Genomic DNA, 16,177 nt, shown 5'->3' with positions numbered 1-16,177 from the left:
CGTCATGCGGCCGCCAGATACTCGTGGATCAACGACACCGCCATCGACCCTTCGCCGACCGCGCTGGCCACGCGCTTGATCGAGCGGGCGCGGACGTCGCCGGCGACGAAGACGCCAGGGACCGAGGTCTCCAGCAGATAGGGGTCCCGCTTGAGCGGCCAGCCCGCGCCGCGGACCTCGGCCCCGGCGAGGATGAAGCCGTGCTCGTCGCGCGCGACGACCGTGTCGAGCCAGGAGGTGCGCGGGGCGGCGCCGACGAAGACGAAGCAGGCGTCGGTGTCCTCGAGGGTCTCCGCGCCATCGGCGCCGCGGATCCGCAGCGCCTTGAGGTGGCCGTCCTCGCCGGTCGCCTCCACCGCTTGGGAGCCCGTGCGCACCTCGACGTTCGGCAGCGCGGCGATCTGCTCGATCAGATAGTTGGACATGGACTTGGTCAACGACGGCGCGCGCACGAGCATCGTGACCTGCGCGGCCCAGCCGGCGAAGTGGACGGCCGCCTGGCCGGCGGAGTTGGCACCCCCGATGATCACGACGCGCTGCTGCGAGCAGGAGCGCGCCTCGCTCAACGCGGCGCCGTAGTAGATGCCTGCGCCGGTGAGCTCGTCGAAGCCCGGCGTGTCGAGCTTGCGGTAGGAGACGCCGGAGGCGATCAGCACCGTGTTGGCGCTCAGCGCGCCGCCGCCAGAGAGACGGACGAGGCGCCCGGTGCCCTCGACCTCGAGCGTCACCGCATCCTGCACGGTCAGCAGCTCGGCGCCGAGGCGCCGCGCCTGGTCGGTGGCGCGGCGCGCGAGGTCCGAGCCGGAGAGGCCGTTCGGGAAGCCGAGGTAGTTCTCGATCCGGCTGGAGGTGCCGGCCTGGCCGCCGGGCGCCTCGCGCTCGACCATCACGGTGGACAACCCCTCCGACGCGCCGTAGACCGCGGCGGCGAGACCGGCGGGGCCGCCGCCGACGATGACCAAGTCATAGTGGTCGGTTGCGGGCTGACTGGTGACGCCGAGGCGCTCGGCCAGCTCCAGCACGGTCGGGCGCTCCAGGACCGAGCCGTCCTCCATGAGCGCAACCGGCAGACCCTCCTCGCTGACCCCGGCGACGCGCAGCAGCTCGCGCGCTTCGCCGTCGCGCTCGATGTCCAGCCAGCGGCCGGGGACGCGGTTGCGCGCCAGGAAGTCGCGCAGGTCGTGGGCCGGCTTGGAGAAGCGATGGCCGATGACGCGCACGCCACCGGACTCCAGCGCCGCGCCGGACTCCCACGTGGTCAAGAGGTCCTGCACCACCGGGTAGAGCTCCTCCTCCGGCGGGTCCCAGGGCTTGAGCAGGTAGTAGTCAAGCGCGACCTCGTTGATCGCCTGGATGGCGGCGCCGGTGTCGGCGTAGGCGGTGAGCAGGACGCGCTTGGCGTCGGGTGCGAGCTTGCGCGCCTCGACGAGGTACTCGGTCCCCGAGAGGCCGGGCATGCGCTGATCGGCGATCAGCAGCGCGACCTGGTCGCCGCGCGTGATCAGCTCACGCACGACCTCCAGCGCCTCCTCCCCGGAGGCGGCACGCAGGACGCGGTAGCGCTCGCCGAACTGGCGGCGCAGGTCCCGGGCGACGGCGGCGAGGACCGCGGGTTCGTCGTCGACGGCGACGATGGCCGGTCGACGGGTGCGTTCAGGAGCGTCGGCAGACATCTGCCCCGGAGCTTCTCATCCCTGTCGAGGGTTGCGGCGGCAAGGGCGGGCGGGTGCGATCACGCGGTGGCAGACGCCGCGGCCTCGCGGCGGGCGACCTCGGCCCGCACGACCGGCGCGACCTCCGTGCCGAACAGCTCCATCGAGGCCAAGACGTCGGCGTGGGCGACCGACCCGATGCTCATCTGGCCGATGTAGCGCTGGTGGCCGAAGAGCTCGTGACCGAGCAGGATCTTCTCGGCGACCTGCTCGGGCGAGCCGGCGGCCAAGGCGCCGTCGGGCGAGCGCAGCGCCTGGTACTCGCGCTGGCCGGAAGGCGGCCAGCCGCGCTCGCGGCCGATGCGGTTCATGACCTCCAGGTAGCCATGCGCGTGCGCGCGGTCAGACGCCGCCGAGGTCGCGCCGACGAACGCATGGGTGTTGATCGCGATGCGGGCGGCGGCGGGGTCGTGGCCGACGGCGGCCCACGCCTCCCGATAGAGCTCGACCAACGGCACGAAGCGCTGCAGCTGGCCACCGATGATCGCGATCGTCAGCGGCAGGCCGAGCGTGGCGGCGCGCACGACCGACTGCGGCGAGCCGCCGACGGCGACCCACACCGGCAGCGGATCCTGCACGGGACGCGGCCAGACTCCGGCGTTGTCCAGCGCGGCGCGATGCTTGCCCGACCACGTGACGTGGGTGCTCTCGCGCAGCGCCAGGAGCAGCTCGAGGTTCTCGAGGTAGAGGTCGTCATAGTCGTCGAGGCTCTTGCCGAACAGCGGGAAGGACTCGGTGAACGAGCCGCGCCCCGCCATGATCTCCGCCCGCCCGTCGGAGATCAGATCGACCTCGGCGAACTGCTGAAAGACGCGGACCGGGTCCTCGGAGCTGAGCACGGTCACGGCGCTGGAAAGGCGGATGGTGTCCGTGATCGCCGCGATGGCGCCAAGGGCGACCGCGGGCGAGGAGATGAGGTAGTCCGGACGGTGGTGCTCGCCGACGGCGAAGACATCAAGCCCGAGCTCGTCAGCGAGCTTGGCCTCCTCGAGGAGGTCGTTCATGCGCTGCTGCGGGCTGACGCCGGCGGCGAGGTCGGCAAAGGTGGCGAGACCGAGTTCCATGGTGTGGCTTATCCTAGCAGAAGTAGTTGCGCACGCAATCATCTGTCAACGAGACGGCTCACCGGGAACAGCACCAGCGCCTGCAGCGCGGTGGTGACCAGCCGCCGCGCCGCACGCTCGAGCTGCTCGGCCTCCGTATCGAAGTGCTCGGTGTGCAGCGAGACAAACGGTGGCGGCGGTTGATGCAGGCAGGCCGAGCAACCCTCGATGACCTGCGCCGCGCCGGTCAGCAGATCCATCAGCCACTCCGGCCAGTCGGCCTCGCCAGGCCGCGCCCAGAGATGCTCACGACCTGCCCGCGCCATGGCCTGCGTCAGGCGCCACTCACGCTCGAAAGTCCGCTCCGTCACGCACGCTGAGCCCGCGCTGCCGAGCGTCAGCACGGTGGCGGCCAACGCCGCGATTGCCGCGTCGCCCCCGAAGTCCGGGCCGTCCTCGATCACCGTCGCGCACAAGCGCCCGACGGCCTTTCCGACCCGCACCGCGTCGTCGACAGGCGAGCAGTTCGGACCAGACTCCAGGCCGTCCGGCATGACCAGCACGTACCCCGCCGCAGCACGCAAGACCGCCGGGGCAAGCGGTGCGCCGTCGCCCTCGAGACCGACGCCACCAGCCTCTTCGATCCCATCGAGATCGTCGCCACCGACCAGCGGGCGCCGCTCCAGCACCGTCGTCTCGGGACCCCGCACGACCAGGCGCTGCAACTCGTCGCCGAGCACCTCGAAGCGCTCGACGCCGACGATCACCTCGCAGTGGTGCGCGCAGAGCGCTTCCAACGACGCTGGCCGCGCCGTCCGCCAGACCAGGCGCGGCGGGCCGGCCGTGGGGCCGGCCACGGCGACTGCGCCGGCAGTGCAGAGGTCGTCGGCCAGCCGCGCGACGGCGGCGGGCGGACCGTTGAGGACGAGGCGTTGCTGATGCATGCCGCCACCATCAGGCACGGCGCACGCGAGACGGCCTGACGGCGCGGAAACGGCACAGACGCTGCGCGCACCTGACACACCCCGCACCACACCCGTAGCGGGCCTCACCCGCAGCCGGTGACTAGGAAGAAGCAGTGAGGATCCCGCGCAGAACCTCGAGCGCCCGGTCGCGATGGGCGTCCAGCTCGGCGACGAGGCGGTCGGCATCCCGCGCGCGCAAGGCGTCGAGGATCCGGTCGTGTGCCTTCAACGACGCTCGCCGCTCTTCAGGCGAGTTGTAGTACATCGCGCGATAGGCCTCGGTGGAGTCCCAGAGCAGCTTGATCACCCGCAGCGCATGCGGCCGGTCGGGCGCGTCGACGATGCCGAAGTGCAGACGGCGGTTGGCCGCCAGCTCGGCGGCAACGTCGCCACGCTCGGCCGCGACCGCACACGCGCGAGCGGCCTGCTCGATCCGCGCGATCGCCGCACCGTCGAGGCCTGGCAGCGCGTGGCGCGCCGCGCGCTCCTCCAGCAAGGCGCGCAGCTCGTAGATCTCCTCGAGATCCTCCATCCGCAGCTCGGTGACGAAGTAGCCGCGCCGCGGCAGGTAGGTCAGCTGACCCTCCTGCTCGAGGACGCGCAGCGCCTCGCGCACCGGCGCAACGCTGAGGCCGACCTCGGTGGCGACGTCCTCCTGGTTGACGCGCGCGCCCGGCGCCAGCGCCCCGGAGACGATCAGCCAGCGCAGCTCGGAGACCGCGTGCTCCTGGGCGGTCCCGGGCGTCGCGGGACGCACGCTCATCGAAACGCCTGGATCCCCGTCAACGCCCCGCCGACCACGAGCGCGTGGATGTCGGCCGTGCCCTCGTAGGTGACGACCGACTCCAGGTTGTTCATGTGCCGGATGACGGGGTACTCGAGCGTGACGCCGTTGGCGCCGAGGACCTGACGGGCGTTGCGCGCGACGTCCAGCGCCATGTTGACGTTGGCCAGCTTGCCCATCGAGACATGCTCGTTGCGCAGCAGGTTGTCGTCCTTCATCCGGCCCAGGTGCAAGGCCAGCAGCGTCCCCTGGTTGACCTGCGTGGCCATCGTGGCGAGCTTGAGCTGCTGGAGCTGGGTGGCGGCGATCGGCCGGCCGAAGGCGATCCGCTCGCCGGCGTAGTCCAGCGCGGCCTCAAAACATGCGCGTGCAGCGCCGACGGCGCCGAAGACGATGCCGAAGCGCGCCTCGTTGAGGCAGGAGAGCGGACCGCGCAGCGAGCTGACCTCGGGGAGCACCGCGCTGGCTGGGAGGCGGACGTCGTCGAAGAGCAGCTCGGAGGTGATCGACGCGCGCAGCGACAGCTTCTTGTGGATGTCCTGCGTGGTGAAGCCCTTGGTGCCCTTGGGGACGAGGAAGCCCCGCACGCCATCGTCGGTCACTGCCCACACGACCGCGACATCGGCCACCGACCCATTGGTGATCCACATCTTCTGGCCGTGCAGGATCCAGTCCTCGCCATCACGGCGTGCATGGGTCCGCATGGCGCCGGGGTCAGATCCCGCGTCGGGCTCGGTCAGGCCAAAGCAGCCGATCGCCTCGCCGGCGGCCATTCGCGGCAGCCATTCCTGCTTGTGCTCTTCGCTGCCCCAGCGCCAGATGGCGTACATCGCGAGCGAGCCCTGAACCGAGACGAGCGAGCGGACGCCGCTGTCGCCGGCCTCGAGCTCCAGGCAGGCCAAGCCGTAGGCGGTGGCCGAGACGCCCGCGCAGCCATAGCCGGTGAGGTGCATGCCCAAGACCCCCAACGTGCCCAGCGCGGGCGCCAGCTCGCCGATCGGAAGCTGGCCGGCCTCAAACCAATCACCAACGTGGGGCACGATCCGGTCGGCGACGAACGCGCGGACCGTGTCGCGGATGTCGCGCTCCTGGTCGGAGAGGAGATGGTCGATCGCGAGGAAGTCCTTCGGGCGGATCTCGGGCGGAGCGGCGGTGGTGCTCATGGCGGGTCGGTCTCCTTGCGCGCAAACTTTCGAAGATCTAGGATCTTTGCAGATGGAGCCTCCCGCCGCGCTCGGCGACCTGACGATCGTCGACTTCTCCCGTGTGCTCGCGGGACCGCTGGCCACGATGGTGCTCGCCGACCTGGGGGCGACGGTGATCAAAGTCGAACGGCCCGGCATTGGGGACGACACCCGCGCCTGGGGCCCGCCCTTCGATGAGCGCGGCGAGGCGACCTACTTCCAGGCGGTCAACCGCAACAAGTCGAGTGAGGCCATCGACTTGGGGACCCCGGACGGCACGGCGCGGGCGCGCGAGCTCATCGCGCACGCCGACGTCGTGGTCGAGAACTTCCGCCCCGGCGTCATGGACCGTCTCGGTCTCGGCTGGGACACGCTGTCGGCCGAGGACCCCAAGTTGGTGTACTGCTCGATCACCGGCTTCGGCGCGGGCCCCGGCGCGGCGCTGCCCGGCTACGACCTGCTCGTCCAGGCCCTCGGAGGGCTGATGTCCATCACCGGCGAAGCGGACGGTGAGCCGCAGAAGGTCGGGGTCGCGCTGGTCGACGTCATCGCCGGGCTCTTCGCGAGCACCGGCATCCTGGCGGCGCTGCACCACCGTGCGCGCACCGGCGAGGGCCAGCGGGTCGAGGTGAACTTGTTGTCGTCCTTGCTCGCAGCACTGGTCAACCAGGGCTCGGCCTACACGCTGGCCGGCGCCGTCGGCCAGCGCATGGGCAACGCCCACCCGTCGATCGCGCCCTACGAGCTGCTGCCCACCGGCAACGGCGACCTCGTCCTGGCCGTGGGCAACGACAGGCAGTTCGCCGCGCTGTGCGAGACGCTCGGCGCGCCGGAGCTGGCACACGACGCGCGCTTTGCGACCAACGGCGCGCGGGTCGCACATCGCGACGCGCTGCGCACCGAGCTCACGACATTGCTGGCAGCGCGCGGTGCGGCGACGTGGATCGCGAAGCTATCGGCCGCCGGCGTCCCAGCGGGCCAGGTCAACGACGTCGCCGGCGCCTTCGCGCTTGCAGGCTCACTCGGGCTGGACCCGATCGTCGAGCTCCCGCGCGCCGACGGCACGATCGCACGGCTGACCCGCAACCCCATCAGGTTGAGTGCAACCCCGCCGACCTACCGCTGCGCCCCGCCGACGCTCCCGGCGCCGTGACGACCGAGAAGGCCGGCCGCGGCCAGCCTCACCCGCGGCGCGACTCCAGCGGAGTGAGGACCGCGAACATCCGGTCTGGCCCGGCGATAGCCGCCAGTCGGCGCGTCCGGCGGCCCGACAGCCGCGAGGTCGCGATCAACACGGTGCCGTAGCGATCCTGGCCGAGGATCCGGCCCAGCCATCCCTCGGCCCTGCCATGGCGGCAGACGACGCCGCATTCGGCATCACCGCTGAGCGTTCCGACCTTCTCGCGCAGCTGGGACTCGGCGCGCATGCGGGTGTCTTCGGCCCACGGCCGCGGGATCATCATCCAGCCGCTGGCGGCCACGGCCCACCAGAACGGCATCCGCGCGGAGCCGGCGATCGTCACGCGGGCACCGAGCGCCGCCGCACGCGCTTGGGCGATCGGCAGGGCCTCGGCCAGCGCCTTGTCATCCAAGGCCACCAGCAGCACGCCGCCGCCACCGCTGCGCACGCGGTCAGCATCGTGCCGTCGCTCCGGCGCCCTCAGGTTGATCACCGCGTCTCCTCCTCCTCGCTGACCAGAGACCGACCATACACCCCGATCCCGTGCCGCGCTTGGGCTTTTTGTCCAGCCGGCGCCGCGGCGATGGTGTGGGCGCCCGTACCCCGACGGTCGGTCCTCCGCCACGCCGTACACGGGTCACCACGCCGCACAGCAGGAGGACCCGATGCCAGGCTGATCGGTGCCCGCCACTCCCCTACCCGGGCCTCCCCAATGTCCCAGCTCACCTCGTTTCGACCGGCTGACCCCACGGCCGAACTCACCCGCCGCGCGACGTTCCAGCGGCCCGATCTGGCAACCGCGCTGACCGACGACGGCTGGCTCGCCGTTCGGATCGACGACGTCACGATCACCAGCGCAGGCCTGGCCTTCGCAGCCGGCGACCTCGCGCTGGCGCGCCCGGCCGTCGCCCGCCATCCCTCGGACTTCATCGCGTTCAGCGAGCGGCTCGGCAGCCTTGTCGGCCTGCGCCACGGCCAGCACTTCCGCTTCGACGACGAGGTGGCGCCGTAACCGCGACCTCACTGCACGAGGCCGCGGCGGATCGCCTCGGCGACGGCGCTGGCTCGATCCGAGACACCGAGCTTCGCGTACAGCGTGGAGAGGTGGACCTTGATCGTTGCCGGGCTCAGGTGCAGGTGCTTGCCCATCCCAGCAACCGTGAGCCCCCTGACCGCCAGCTCCAGTACGGAGCGCTCGCGTTCGGTGAGCTCCAGCGTGTGACGCTCAGCCCGCACCTGGATCTCTTCGACGATCTGGTGCTCGACGCCAGCGCCAATGCTGCGCACGCCCGAGGCGACGCGCAGCACCGCGTCCTGGATCTCGCGCATCGATGCGTCCTTGGTCACGTAGCCGTAGCCGCCGGTGGCCAGCGCGTCATAGACCGTGGCGCCGTCGCGATGTGCTGAGAGGAACAGGACGCGCGTCGGCAACTCCAACGCGACGATCCGCGCCGCGACCGCAGGCCCGTTGTAGATGGGCATCTCCACGTCGAGGACAGCCACGTCGGGACGCACACGCTCGATGATGTCGATGGCCTCGGCGCCGTCGTTTGCGGTCCCGGCCAGCGACAGCTCCGGGACGGCGTCCACCGCACGGCTGAGCGCGTCGAGGTAGACCGGATGGTCGTCGGCCACCACGACGCTGAACGTCAGCACTGGTCCTTCAAAAGATTCCATACTCACCGAATGCTGAGTATCGCCTATCGAGCAGCGCGGGCGGAAATCCGACCGACCGATTCGGCCGATCAACGCTCAATCTGCGGTCTTCCTGCTGACCAGCTCCTGGTCCCGCCGTAGCGCCATCGCCTGATCGATGGCGATGGTCAGGACCAGCACGACGAGCACGAGAATCGCCACCGTCAACGCCGCGGCATCGGCAAAGAGCAGGCCGATCGCCACGCAGGCCAGCGCGGCCGACGGCCGGCGCCAGCCGATGTGACCGCTCAGCCGCAGCCGAAAGAGCGCGTGGGCGAAGAGGTAGAGCGCCGGTCCGCCGACAACCGCCGCGACCTCGGCCGAGGAGCTCAGCGCCTCGCGCGGGTGGGCGATCACCAGCTCGTCGCCGACGGCCGAGACGACGACGCCGGCGACCAGCACGACGTGGAGGTAGGTGTAGGCATCGCGCGCCAAGGTGGTGCGGTTGGTCGTCGCGGACTCCAGCCGCTGCTCACCGATCCGTGCCACCGCGGTGAAGTACAGCCACCACAACGCGGCGGTCGTCAGGAAGGCGGCGGCAAACGCGACAGCCGTCTGACCGGTCAGCCCGATCTCCGACGTCGTCGTCCCCGTCACCACGATCGACTCACCCAGCGCGATGATGATGAACAACCCGAAGCGCTCGCTGAAGTGGCTGGTCTCGACGTCCCACGTGCTGCCGTGCAGCCGCGGACGGCCGGGGACCCAGAAGACCGTCAGCGGCGCGCCGTAGTCGATGGTCAGCGCGATCAGCCACAGCAGCGTGCGCGCCTCGCCGTCAGCCAGCGCGCCGGCGATCCAGAACACGCCCGCAAACGCGAACCACATGAGGATCCGCCCCGCCCGCTCGCGCTCGGGTTCGCCGCGGTCGGCCGCCGCGAAGGTCAAGAACGTGTGGCGTCCCAGCTGGATCGCCAGGTAGCAGCCGACGAAGAGCAGGCCGTCGTCGCCGAAGGCGTCGGGGATGGCGACGGCCATCATCAGGCTCGCCAGCATCAGCGCGATCATCAGCAGCCGGACGACCGTTGACTCGGGATCGAGCTCGTTGGTGACCCACGTCGTGTAGTTCCACGACCACCAGACGACCATGAGCAGCAGCGCCGACTGGCCCGCGCCCTCCCAGGTCAGATGCCCGAGCAAGTAATGGCTGATCTGCGTGACCGCAAAGACGAAGACCAAGTCGTAGAACAACTCAAGCGACGTGGCCCGTTGCTCCTCGGCCCCGCGGCGACGGCGGTAATGCGTCATCGCGACGCAGCCTAGAACCCCGCCGCCCAATATCCTTTGCCGCCAATGTTCTTGCACAGGGACTGCAAATGAACGCCGACGCAATCGTCGTCGGCGCCGGCCTCGCCGGGCTCGTCGCCACCGCAGAGCTCGTCGCCGCCGGCAAGCGGGTCGTGCTCGTCGACCAAGAGCCCGAGGCGTCGCTCGGCGGCCAGGCGTTCTGGTCCTTTGGCGGCATCTTCCTGGTGGACTCGCCCGAACAGCGGCGGATGGGCGTGCGCGACTCCTACGACCTGGCCTGGCAGGACTGGCAGGGCACGGCGGGCTTCGACCGCCCCGAGGATCTTTGGCCCTCGCGCTGGGCCGAGGCCTACGTGCAGTGGGCCGCCGGCGAGAAGCGCTCGTGGATGCGCGAGCGCGGCATCCGCTTCCTGCCCAACCCAGGCTGGGCCGAGCGCGGCGGCTACGGCGCGATCGGCCACGGCAACTCGGTGCCACGCTTCCACGTCACCTGGGGCACCGGCCCGGGCGTCGTCGATCCGTTCGTCGCACGCGTGCGCGAGGGCGTGGCCCAGGGGCTCGTCGAGCTACGCTTCCGCCACCGCGTCGATGCGATCTCGGTCACCAACGGGACGGTCGACGGCGTCAGCGGCGCGGTGCTCGCGCCGTCAGACGTCCAGCGCGGCCAGGCTTCCTCGCGCGACGTCGTCGGCGACTTCACGCTCAACGCGCCCGCCGTGATCGTCACCTCCGGCGGCATCGGCGGCAACCACGCGCTGGTGCGCCAGAACTGGCCCGCGCGCCTCGGCCAGGCGCCGGCCCGGATGATCTCCGGCGTCCCCGCGCACGTCGACGGCCGGATGCTCGCGATCGCCCAGGAGGCGGGCGCGCGGTCGATCAACCCCGACCGCATGTGGCACTACGTCGAGGGCATCAACAACTGGGATCCGATCTGGCCGCTGCACGGCATCCGGATCCTGCCCGGCCCGTCGTCGCTGTGGCTCGACGCGCTCGGCCGCCGCCTGCCGGTCCCGCTCTTCCCCGGCTTCGACACGCTCGGCACGCTCGAACACATCATGACGACCGGCCACGACCACACGTGGTTCGTGCTGACCCAGAAGATCATCGAGAAGGAGTTCGCGCTGTCGGGCTCCGAGCAGAACCCCGACATCACGAGCAAGTCGCTCAAGGCGGTGCTGCAGTCGCGCGTGGGCTCCGGCGCGCCCGGGCCGGTCGAGGCGTTCATGCGCCACGGCAGCGACTTCCTCGTCGAGCCGACGCTCGAGCGCCTCGTTGCCGGCATGCGCACGCTGGAGCCCGACGCCGAGCTGACCTTCGCGCAGGTCGAGCGCGAGGTGCTCGCGCGCGACCGCGAGATGGACAACAAGTACTCCAAGGACCTGCAGGTCGTCGCGCTGCGCGGCGCGCGCAAGTACCTCCCGGACCGCATCGCGCGCGTCGCCGCGCCGCACCGTCTGCTCGACCCCAAGGCCGGGCCGCTGATCGCCGTGCGCCTGTCGGTGCTGACGCGCAAGTCGCTGGGCGGGTTGGAGACCGACCTCTCCTCGCGCGTGCTGGGCGACGACGGCAAGCCGGTGCCGGGGCTGTTTGCGGCCGGCGAGGTGGCCGGCTTCGGCGGCGGCGGCATGCACGGCTACCGCTCGCTGGAAGGGACGTTCCTCGGCGGCTGCCTGTTCAGCGGGCGCGCGGCGGGGCGGGCGGCCGCGCAGGGCTGAGAGGATCTGCGGTCCATGCCCAACGTCGCCACCACCGTCAGCGTCCGGGTCGACGCCGCACGCGAGCCGCTCTTTGACTGGTTCATCCCGATCGAGCTTCCCCGGATCCTGACCGGCTGGGGCCCGGTGCCCGCGGTCGTCGCCACCCGCGACCAGTCGGGCCCGTGGGACACGCCGGGCTCGCAGCGCACCGTGCAGCTCGCCGACGGCTCGACCGCCCATGAGCGCGTCACGGCCTGTGCGCGGCCGGCGGTCTTCGCTTACACCGTCAACGGCTTCTCGGGCCCGGTCCGCCACGTCGCCGTCGAGGGCCGCGGCCAGTGGTGGTTCGAGGCCGCCGGCGCCGGCGCTACCGACGTGCGCTGGACCTACACCTTCCAGGCGCGCTCGCGCGCGGCGGCGCTCCTGCTGACGCCCGTCGTCAAGATCGCCTGGCGCGGTTTCATGCGCCGCGCGCTGGACCGGCTGGCCGTGCTGGCGCGCGACGAGGTCGGCTGACCGCGATGACGACGGCGCCGGCGAGCACGAACGCCACAGCGACCGCAGCGCCGCCGATCAGCCAGTCGCCGAGCGGCTCGGTCAGCACGTCGTAGACCGCCCGTCGCAGCGGGCCGAAGATCGCGTCTCGCGCCAGCGCGTCGGCGGCGACCACCAAGAGCGTCGAGACGCCGAGGCAGAGCCCGGCCCGGACGAGGCCCCCGCCGATCCGCGGCGCGGTCAGCACGACGCCGAGCAGCGCGAGGACCGCGAGCGGAATCGCGATGCCGCGGACGATCCGCACGATGTTGGTGGCATCGTGCGCGCGCCGCACCTCGGCGCGATCGAGCAGGACGACCGGCGCCGGGTCGGCGATCGCGTTAGCCACCGGCGCCAAGCCCGCAGCGGCGACCCGCGCGCGCAGGATCGCGGCGACCGGCGCGAGGTCGAGCTCCAGGGGCGTCCGGACGTCGCCGGTCAGCCGGACGGCCAGCCGCGCATGCGCTGAACGCTGGATCGCCAGCCAGCTGCGCTGGTAGGCCTTCGTGCGCACCAGCGCCTCGGCGCTCGGCCGCAGCCGCGCCGGCGCGCGGGTCCTGGCGAGCAGCTCATCGACGACCGCAGCCTGCACGGTCGCATCGGTGGCCAGCGGCCGTGCGGTCTCGCTGAAGCGCGCCGTGTCTGTCGCCTGACCGTAGACCCACCATGCCGACAGCGCCGCAGCCGGCGTGATGCAGGCCAGCACGAGGCAGACGACCGCCAGCATCCGGCGCACTACGTCGACAGCCGTCCGCAAGTGGGCGCTGTCCTCAGGCTCCCGCGGGGCGCGCCCGATCCAGTTGTCATGGGTCGTTTGTAGCGGACGGCCGCCGTCACCCGTACCGTCGGAGAGCCCCCCACCACCATGCGCCTGTCCACGATCCGTCCCCGCCGTTGGGCCCCCGCCGCGACGCTCGCGCTGCTGCTGATCGTCGTCGGATCCGGCACCGCCGTGGCAAACACCAGCCACGAGGGCTGGCCGAAGATCGACGGCGTCCTGCTGATGAACAAGCAGGACCAGAGCCGTCCGCTGGACGCGCGGCCAGGCCACGACCTCTTCGGCGGCACCGACCGCTCTTACTCGTGCGACGGTCTGCACAAGAACCGCTCGTGTGCTCACAGCTCCGGCGTCGTCGCTCGGCGTGGCCACAACGAGCTGCTCGGCGGCCACGGCAACGACACCATCTTCGCCGGCCCGCAGGGCGACGTGATCTGGGGCGACTACAAGCCCTCCGGTCAGCCGTCCACCCAGTTCGACCGGCTCTACGGCGGCAACAGCCGCGACTTCATCTTCGCCAGCCACGGCACCAACGTCATCAGCGCCGGCGGTGGCGACGACTGGATCAAGGCTCACTTCGGCCGCGGGACCATCAACTGCGGCGGCGGCCGGGATGTCCTCTACATCAGCCGCCGCGCCCAGAAGCGCTACAAGATCATCAACTGCGAGACGATCTCGCACAAGACGCTGGGCTACTGACGCGCCCGCCCATCCGGCTGTCAGGATGGGGCGATGTCGCGACGTCGCCCCTCCGACCAGCGCGCGTGGCTGGAGGGCGACCCGCCGCTGACCGCGGTCCGCGAGCGGTTCCCGCGCGAGTGGGAGCAGGTCCAGCGTGAGCTCGCCGCAGTCGTGGAGCGCGACGACGTGGAAGCGATCAAGGCCTATGCCTCGAGCGTGGCGCGGCCGCCGCGGGTGCCCGACGAACAGGCGCTCGTCTCCGCGCTGGCGCGCCAGCGGCTGGCCGCCGGCGCGCTCAAGCAGATGGGCGTCGCGGCCGCCACCGGCGTAAGCGCCGGCACGCTGCGCTTCGGGCTCGTCTCGGGATTTCTCGCCCAGCGGCTGCTCTTTGACGGCGGCGGCCTGGAGCGCAAGCCCGTCTCGCTGCGCTGGTTTCGGCCCGTCTGGCCGCTCGTGCGCCAGAAGCGCTACCTGATGCCGCTGGTCGAGCCGCGCGGGATCTACTGCTTTTACTCCAGCGCCCTGATCGCACGGCTGGTCGCGCTGATCGATGGTCGCCCGTGCGTGGAGATCGCCGCCGGGGACGGCACGCTGGCGGACTTCCTGCGCGACGCCGGCGCCGACGTCCTCGCCACCGACGACCACAGCTGGCAGCAGACGCGCCGAGCCGCTGCCGACGTCGTCGACCAGGACGCACGCACCGCGCTGCGCGAGCGCGCACCCGAGGTCGTCCTCTGCTCCTGGCCGCCGGCCGGCAACGACTTCGAGCGCTGGGTCTTCAAGACACCGAGCGTCAAGACCTACATCGTGATCTCCAGCGCCGACGAATCCGCCGCCGGCAACTGGAACGACTACCGGCAGCAGACGGCCTTTGACCTCGTCGCCGATCCTGGGCTCGGCCGCCTGGTCCTGCCGCCCGAGATCGGGTCGGCCGTGTACCTCTTCACCCGACGGTGATCCGTTCGGCGGCCGCCAGCGCAGGGACGGGCATGAAGAGCTCCCGCCTTTCCCTCGCCGCCGGCACGCTCGTGGCCTGCGCCTCGGTCGCCTCGCTGACGCCGGCGCTGGCCGCCGCGCCGCCGCGCGCCCACGCGGCAAGCACGACCACCGTCACGCTCAAGGACATCTCCTTCAAGAAGGCCACCGTCAAGATCGCCAAGGGCGGATCGGTCAGGTGGGTCTGGAAGGACGGCGACACGCCGCACAACGTCACCTTCGCGACGAAGCACAGCAAGACGCAGAAGTCCGGGTCCTACACCTTGCGCTTTGCCCGGGCGGGCACGTTCAAGTACCACTGCACGATCCACCCCGGCATGGATGGCAAGATCGTCGTGCGCTAGCGGACCGTCAGGTCGGCGTGCATGCCGCCCATGTAGTGGCCCTTGACGTTGCAGATCAGGGCGTAGTGGCCCTTCTTGAGGTTCAACGTCAGGCTCTTGGTCTTGTGACCGGCCAGCTCGACCTCGCCGACGGAGCCCTTCTCGGAGGCCTCGCCGTTACTGACCGGCAGCTTCGCCGCCTTCTCGGAGGTCTTGATCACGACGAGCTCATGCTCCATCGACGCCTTGTTGGCGACGATGAACTTCACCTTGCCGTGACCGACCGACTTCGCCGAGGGGATGACCTTGAAGTCGGTGAGCTTGACCGAGACCGAGGAGCTCGCGTCGGCGGCGACGCCGGGCAGCAGGATCGCGGCCGCGACGGCAGCGGCGCCGGAGACGGCGACGCCACGGCGCAGCAGGTGAGCAGAGCGAGGGCGGATCATCGTGGTGGGGTCCTTTCGATGGGAGTGAGGCGATTGCCTCACTCCCCAGACTCCACGCTCTGCGATTCCTTCCGCGCCGATGTCAGCGCGGTCCCTGCCAACCGGCTCAGACCTGACTCGGCCCTGCGGCGACCGCCGACTCCTCCGCCGGAATCGGCGCTGCGCCCGTAAACAGATAGCCGTGCAGCGCGGCGCCAAGGACCGCACCAATGACCGGCGCGACGATGAAGAGCCAGAGCTGCCCGAGCGCCCAGCCGCCGACGAACAGCGCCGGGCCGAGGCTGCGGGCCGGGTTGACGCTGAGGTTGTCGACCGGGATGCCGACGAGGTGGATCAGCGTCAGCACGAGGCCGATCGGGATTCCCGCAAACGCGACGTTGGCGATCCGGTCGGTGGCCGACAGCACGGTGAAGACCAGGAGCGCGGTGAGCACGACCTCGACGATCAGCGCGCCGCCGAGCGGATAGCCGTCGGGCGAGTGACTGCCATAGCCGTTGGCACCGAAGCCGTTGTCTGACAGGTCATAGCCGCCGGTGCGTGACTTGATCACCACGAACAACACGAAGGCCGCGACCACCGCGCCGATCACCTGACCGATCCAGTACTCGATCGCCTCGGCCACGGTGACGCGCTTGCTGACCAGCAGCCCGACCGTCACCGCCGGGTTGATGTGACAGCCGGAGATCGGCCCGATGGCATAGGCCATGGCCAGCAGCGAGAGCCCGAACGCGAAGGCGACGCCCAGCGGGCCGATCACCTTGCCGGCGATGACCGCTGAGCCGACACCCCCGAAGACCAAGACAAACGTTCCCAGTGCTTCTGCCCCAACGATGCGCCGGTTTCTCATGACGTCCCCTCCGAAGGTTCGATCGACCTCGCCACCCTATGCCCGCCCTGCCGCATCGGCAAGT

General features: G+C 70.9%; 18 protein-coding genes. 7 read left to right on the top strand and 11 right to left on the bottom strand.

What is annotated here, in order from left to right:
* Positions 1 to 2 precede the first annotated feature (2 nt).
* From VGO10_RS10810 to VGO10_RS10790, 5 genes are all read right to left on the bottom strand, one after another.
* Positions 3 to 1,673: an FAD-dependent oxidoreductase gene (locus tag VGO10_RS10810; RefSeq protein WP_327468090.1), complete on the bottom strand. Its 1,671-nt coding sequence runs from the start codon at positions 1,671 to 1,673 to the stop codon at positions 3 to 5.
* A 59-nt stretch (positions 1,674 to 1,732) separates the two neighbouring features.
* Positions 1,733 to 2,776, bottom strand: coding sequence for an LLM class flavin-dependent oxidoreductase (locus VGO10_RS10805; RefSeq protein ID WP_327468088.1), 1,044 nt, complete (start codon positions 2,774 to 2,776; stop codon positions 1,733 to 1,735).
* 38 nt (positions 2,777 to 2,814) lie between these two features.
* Positions 2,815 to 3,699 (bottom strand): hypothetical protein, encoded by an 885-nt coding sequence (locus tag VGO10_RS10800; protein WP_327468086.1) that lies wholly within the window; start codon positions 3,697 to 3,699, stop codon positions 2,815 to 2,817.
* 121 nt (positions 3,700 to 3,820) lie between these two features.
* Positions 3,821 to 4,483: a GntR family transcriptional regulator gene (locus VGO10_RS10795; protein ID WP_327468084.1), complete on the bottom strand. Its 663-nt coding sequence runs from the start codon at positions 4,481 to 4,483 to the stop codon at positions 3,821 to 3,823.
* On the bottom strand, positions 4,480 to 5,667 hold the full coding sequence (locus VGO10_RS10790) for an acyl-CoA dehydrogenase family protein (RefSeq protein ID WP_327468082.1): 1,188 nt from the start codon (positions 5,665 to 5,667) through the stop codon (positions 4,480 to 4,482). Before VGO10_RS10790 ends, VGO10_RS10795 begins: the two co-directional genes overlap by 4 nt.
* Before the next feature lie 52 nt (positions 5,668 to 5,719).
* Here VGO10_RS10790 and VGO10_RS10785 point away from each other — a divergent pair, with 52 nt between their 5' ends.
* Positions 5,720 to 6,841 carry a CoA transferase gene (locus tag VGO10_RS10785; protein WP_327468080.1) on the top strand — a complete coding sequence of 374 codons (1,122 nt, stop codon included), beginning with the start codon at positions 5,720 to 5,722 and terminating at the stop codon, positions 6,839 to 6,841.
* Between the two features lie 28 nt (positions 6,842 to 6,869).
* Here the strand turns inward: VGO10_RS10785 and VGO10_RS10780 are convergent, their stop codons facing one another.
* Positions 6,870 to 7,361 (bottom strand): hypothetical protein, encoded by a 492-nt coding sequence (locus VGO10_RS10780; RefSeq protein ID WP_327468078.1) that lies wholly within the window; start codon positions 7,359 to 7,361, stop codon positions 6,870 to 6,872.
* 219 nt (positions 7,362 to 7,580) lie between these two features.
* Here VGO10_RS10780 and VGO10_RS10775 point away from each other — a divergent pair, with 219 nt between their 5' ends.
* The gene (locus VGO10_RS10775) at positions 7,581 to 7,880 is read left to right on the top strand and encodes a hypothetical protein (RefSeq protein ID WP_327468075.1); all 300 of its coding nucleotides are present in this window, start codon (positions 7,581 to 7,583) and stop codon (positions 7,878 to 7,880) included.
* A gap of 8 nt (positions 7,881 to 7,888) precedes the next feature.
* On the opposite strand, the gene VGO10_RS10770 is transcribed toward VGO10_RS10775, so the two are convergent.
* Complete coding sequence (locus VGO10_RS10770) at positions 7,889 to 8,545, bottom strand: response regulator transcription factor (protein ID WP_327468073.1); 657 nt, start codon at positions 8,543 to 8,545, stop codon at positions 7,889 to 7,891.
* 75 nt (positions 8,546 to 8,620) lie between these two features.
* Positions 8,621 to 9,811: a low temperature requirement protein A gene (locus VGO10_RS10765; RefSeq protein ID WP_327468071.1), complete on the bottom strand. Its 1,191-nt coding sequence runs from the start codon at positions 9,809 to 9,811 to the stop codon at positions 8,621 to 8,623.
* A gap of 68 nt (positions 9,812 to 9,879) precedes the next feature.
* On the opposite strand from VGO10_RS10765, the gene VGO10_RS10760 reads away from it, so the two are divergent.
* Positions 9,880 to 11,526: an FAD-binding dehydrogenase gene (locus VGO10_RS10760; RefSeq protein WP_327468069.1), complete on the top strand. Its 1,647-nt coding sequence runs from the start codon at positions 9,880 to 9,882 to the stop codon at positions 11,524 to 11,526.
* Positions 11,527 to 11,541: 15 nt separating this feature from the next.
* A complete protein-coding gene (locus VGO10_RS10755) occupies positions 11,542 to 12,024 on the top strand; it encodes an SRPBCC family protein (RefSeq protein WP_327468067.1) in 483 nt (160 codons plus the stop codon).
* Here the strand turns inward: VGO10_RS10755 and VGO10_RS10750 are convergent.
* Entirely contained in the window at positions 11,969 to 12,799 is an 831-nt protein-coding gene (locus tag VGO10_RS10750) for a hypothetical protein (protein WP_327468066.1), read from the bottom strand. The two genes, VGO10_RS10755 and VGO10_RS10750, sit on opposite strands and share 56 nt — an antisense overlap.
* Positions 12,800 to 12,907: 108 nt before the next feature.
* Here VGO10_RS10750 and VGO10_RS10745 point away from each other — a divergent pair, with 108 nt between their 5' ends.
* Genes VGO10_RS10745 through VGO10_RS10735 form a run of 3 tightly spaced genes read left to right on the top strand, consistent with a single transcriptional unit; the run spans position 12,908 to position 14,841 of the window.
* The gene (locus tag VGO10_RS10745; protein WP_327468064.1) at positions 12,908 to 13,519 is read left to right on the top strand and encodes a hypothetical protein; all 612 of its coding nucleotides are present in this window, start codon (positions 12,908 to 12,910) and stop codon (positions 13,517 to 13,519) included.
* 33 nt (positions 13,520 to 13,552) lie between these two features.
* Positions 13,553 to 14,458 carry a hypothetical protein gene (locus tag VGO10_RS10740; RefSeq protein ID WP_327468062.1) on the top strand — a complete coding sequence of 302 codons (906 nt, stop codon included), beginning with the start codon at positions 13,553 to 13,555 and terminating at the stop codon, positions 14,456 to 14,458.
* A gap of 32 nt (positions 14,459 to 14,490) precedes the next feature.
* A complete protein-coding gene (locus VGO10_RS10735; protein ID WP_327468060.1) occupies positions 14,491 to 14,841 on the top strand; it encodes a cupredoxin domain-containing protein in 351 nt (116 codons plus the stop codon).
* Here the strand turns inward: VGO10_RS10735 and VGO10_RS10730 are convergent.
* Both VGO10_RS10730 and aqpZ read right to left on the bottom strand, forming a co-directional pair.
* Positions 14,838 to 15,266, bottom strand: a complete 429-nt coding sequence (locus VGO10_RS10730; protein ID WP_327468058.1) for a sulfocyanin-like copper-binding protein — start codon at positions 15,264 to 15,266, stop codon at positions 14,838 to 14,840. The two genes, VGO10_RS10735 and VGO10_RS10730, sit on opposite strands and share 4 nt — an antisense overlap.
* Before the next feature lie 106 nt (positions 15,267 to 15,372).
* The gene (aqpZ, locus tag VGO10_RS10725; protein WP_327468056.1) at positions 15,373 to 16,113 is read right to left on the bottom strand and encodes an aquaporin Z; all 741 of its coding nucleotides are present in this window, start codon (positions 16,111 to 16,113) and stop codon (positions 15,373 to 15,375) included.
* Positions 16,114 to 16,177 lie beyond the last annotated feature (64 nt).

It is taken from the genome of Baekduia sp., from assembly GCF_035996765.1.
GTDB lineage: Bacteria > Actinomycetota > Thermoleophilia > Solirubrobacterales > Solirubrobacteraceae > Baekduia.
The sequence above is the reverse complement of the archived record's forward strand: the minus strand, read 5'-3'. Positions and strand labels throughout refer to the sequence as shown.

What these genes read in the sequence shown, in the direction of transcription:
- VGO10_RS10760 (WP_327468069.1), top strand. Translation starts at nt 9,880, where the DNA reads ATGAACGCCGACGCAATCGTCGTCGGCGCCGGCCTCGCCGGGCTCGTC.
- VGO10_RS10740 (WP_327468062.1), top strand. Translation starts at nt 13,553, where the DNA reads ATGTCGCGACGTCGCCCCTCCGACCAGCGCGCGTGGCTGGAGGGCGAC.
- VGO10_RS10745 (WP_327468064.1), top strand. Translation starts at nt 12,908, where the DNA reads ATGCGCCTGTCCACGATCCGTCCCCGCCGTTGGGCCCCCGCCGCGACG.
- VGO10_RS10755 (WP_327468067.1), top strand. Translation starts at nt 11,542, where the DNA reads ATGCCCAACGTCGCCACCACCGTCAGCGTCCGGGTCGACGCCGCACGC.
- VGO10_RS10775 (WP_327468075.1), top strand. Translation starts at nt 7,581, where the DNA reads ATGTCCCAGCTCACCTCGTTTCGACCGGCTGACCCCACGGCCGAACTC.
- VGO10_RS10800 (WP_327468086.1), bottom strand. Translation starts at nt 3,699, where the DNA reads ATGCATCAGCAACGCCTCGTCCTCAACGGTCCGCCCGCCGCCGTCGCG.
- VGO10_RS10795 (WP_327468084.1), bottom strand. Translation starts at nt 4,483, where the DNA reads ATGAGCGTGCGTCCCGCGACGCCCGGGACCGCCCAGGAGCACGCGGTC.
- VGO10_RS10805 (WP_327468088.1), bottom strand. Translation starts at nt 2,776, where the DNA reads ATGGAACTCGGTCTCGCCACCTTTGCCGACCTCGCCGCCGGCGTCAGC.
- VGO10_RS10785 (WP_327468080.1), top strand. Translation starts at nt 5,720, where the DNA reads ATGGAGCCTCCCGCCGCGCTCGGCGACCTGACGATCGTCGACTTCTCC.
- VGO10_RS10790 (WP_327468082.1), bottom strand. Translation starts at nt 5,667, where the DNA reads ATGAGCACCACCGCCGCTCCGCCCGAGATCCGCCCGAAGGACTTCCTC.
- VGO10_RS10770 (WP_327468073.1), bottom strand. Translation starts at nt 8,545, where the DNA reads ATGGAATCTTTTGAAGGACCAGTGCTGACGTTCAGCGTCGTGGTGGCC.
- VGO10_RS10730 (WP_327468058.1), bottom strand. Translation starts at nt 15,266, where the DNA reads ATGATCCGCCCTCGCTCTGCTCACCTGCTGCGCCGTGGCGTCGCCGTC.
- VGO10_RS10735 (WP_327468060.1), top strand. Translation starts at nt 14,491, where the DNA reads ATGAAGAGCTCCCGCCTTTCCCTCGCCGCCGGCACGCTCGTGGCCTGC.
- VGO10_RS10810 (WP_327468090.1), bottom strand. Translation starts at nt 1,673, where the DNA reads ATGTCTGCCGACGCTCCTGAACGCACCCGTCGACCGGCCATCGTCGCC.
- VGO10_RS10765 (WP_327468071.1), bottom strand. Translation starts at nt 9,811, where the DNA reads ATGACGCATTACCGCCGTCGCCGCGGGGCCGAGGAGCAACGGGCCACG.
- aqpZ (WP_327468056.1), bottom strand. Translation starts at nt 16,113, where the DNA reads ATGAGAAACCGGCGCATCGTTGGGGCAGAAGCACTGGGAACGTTTGTC.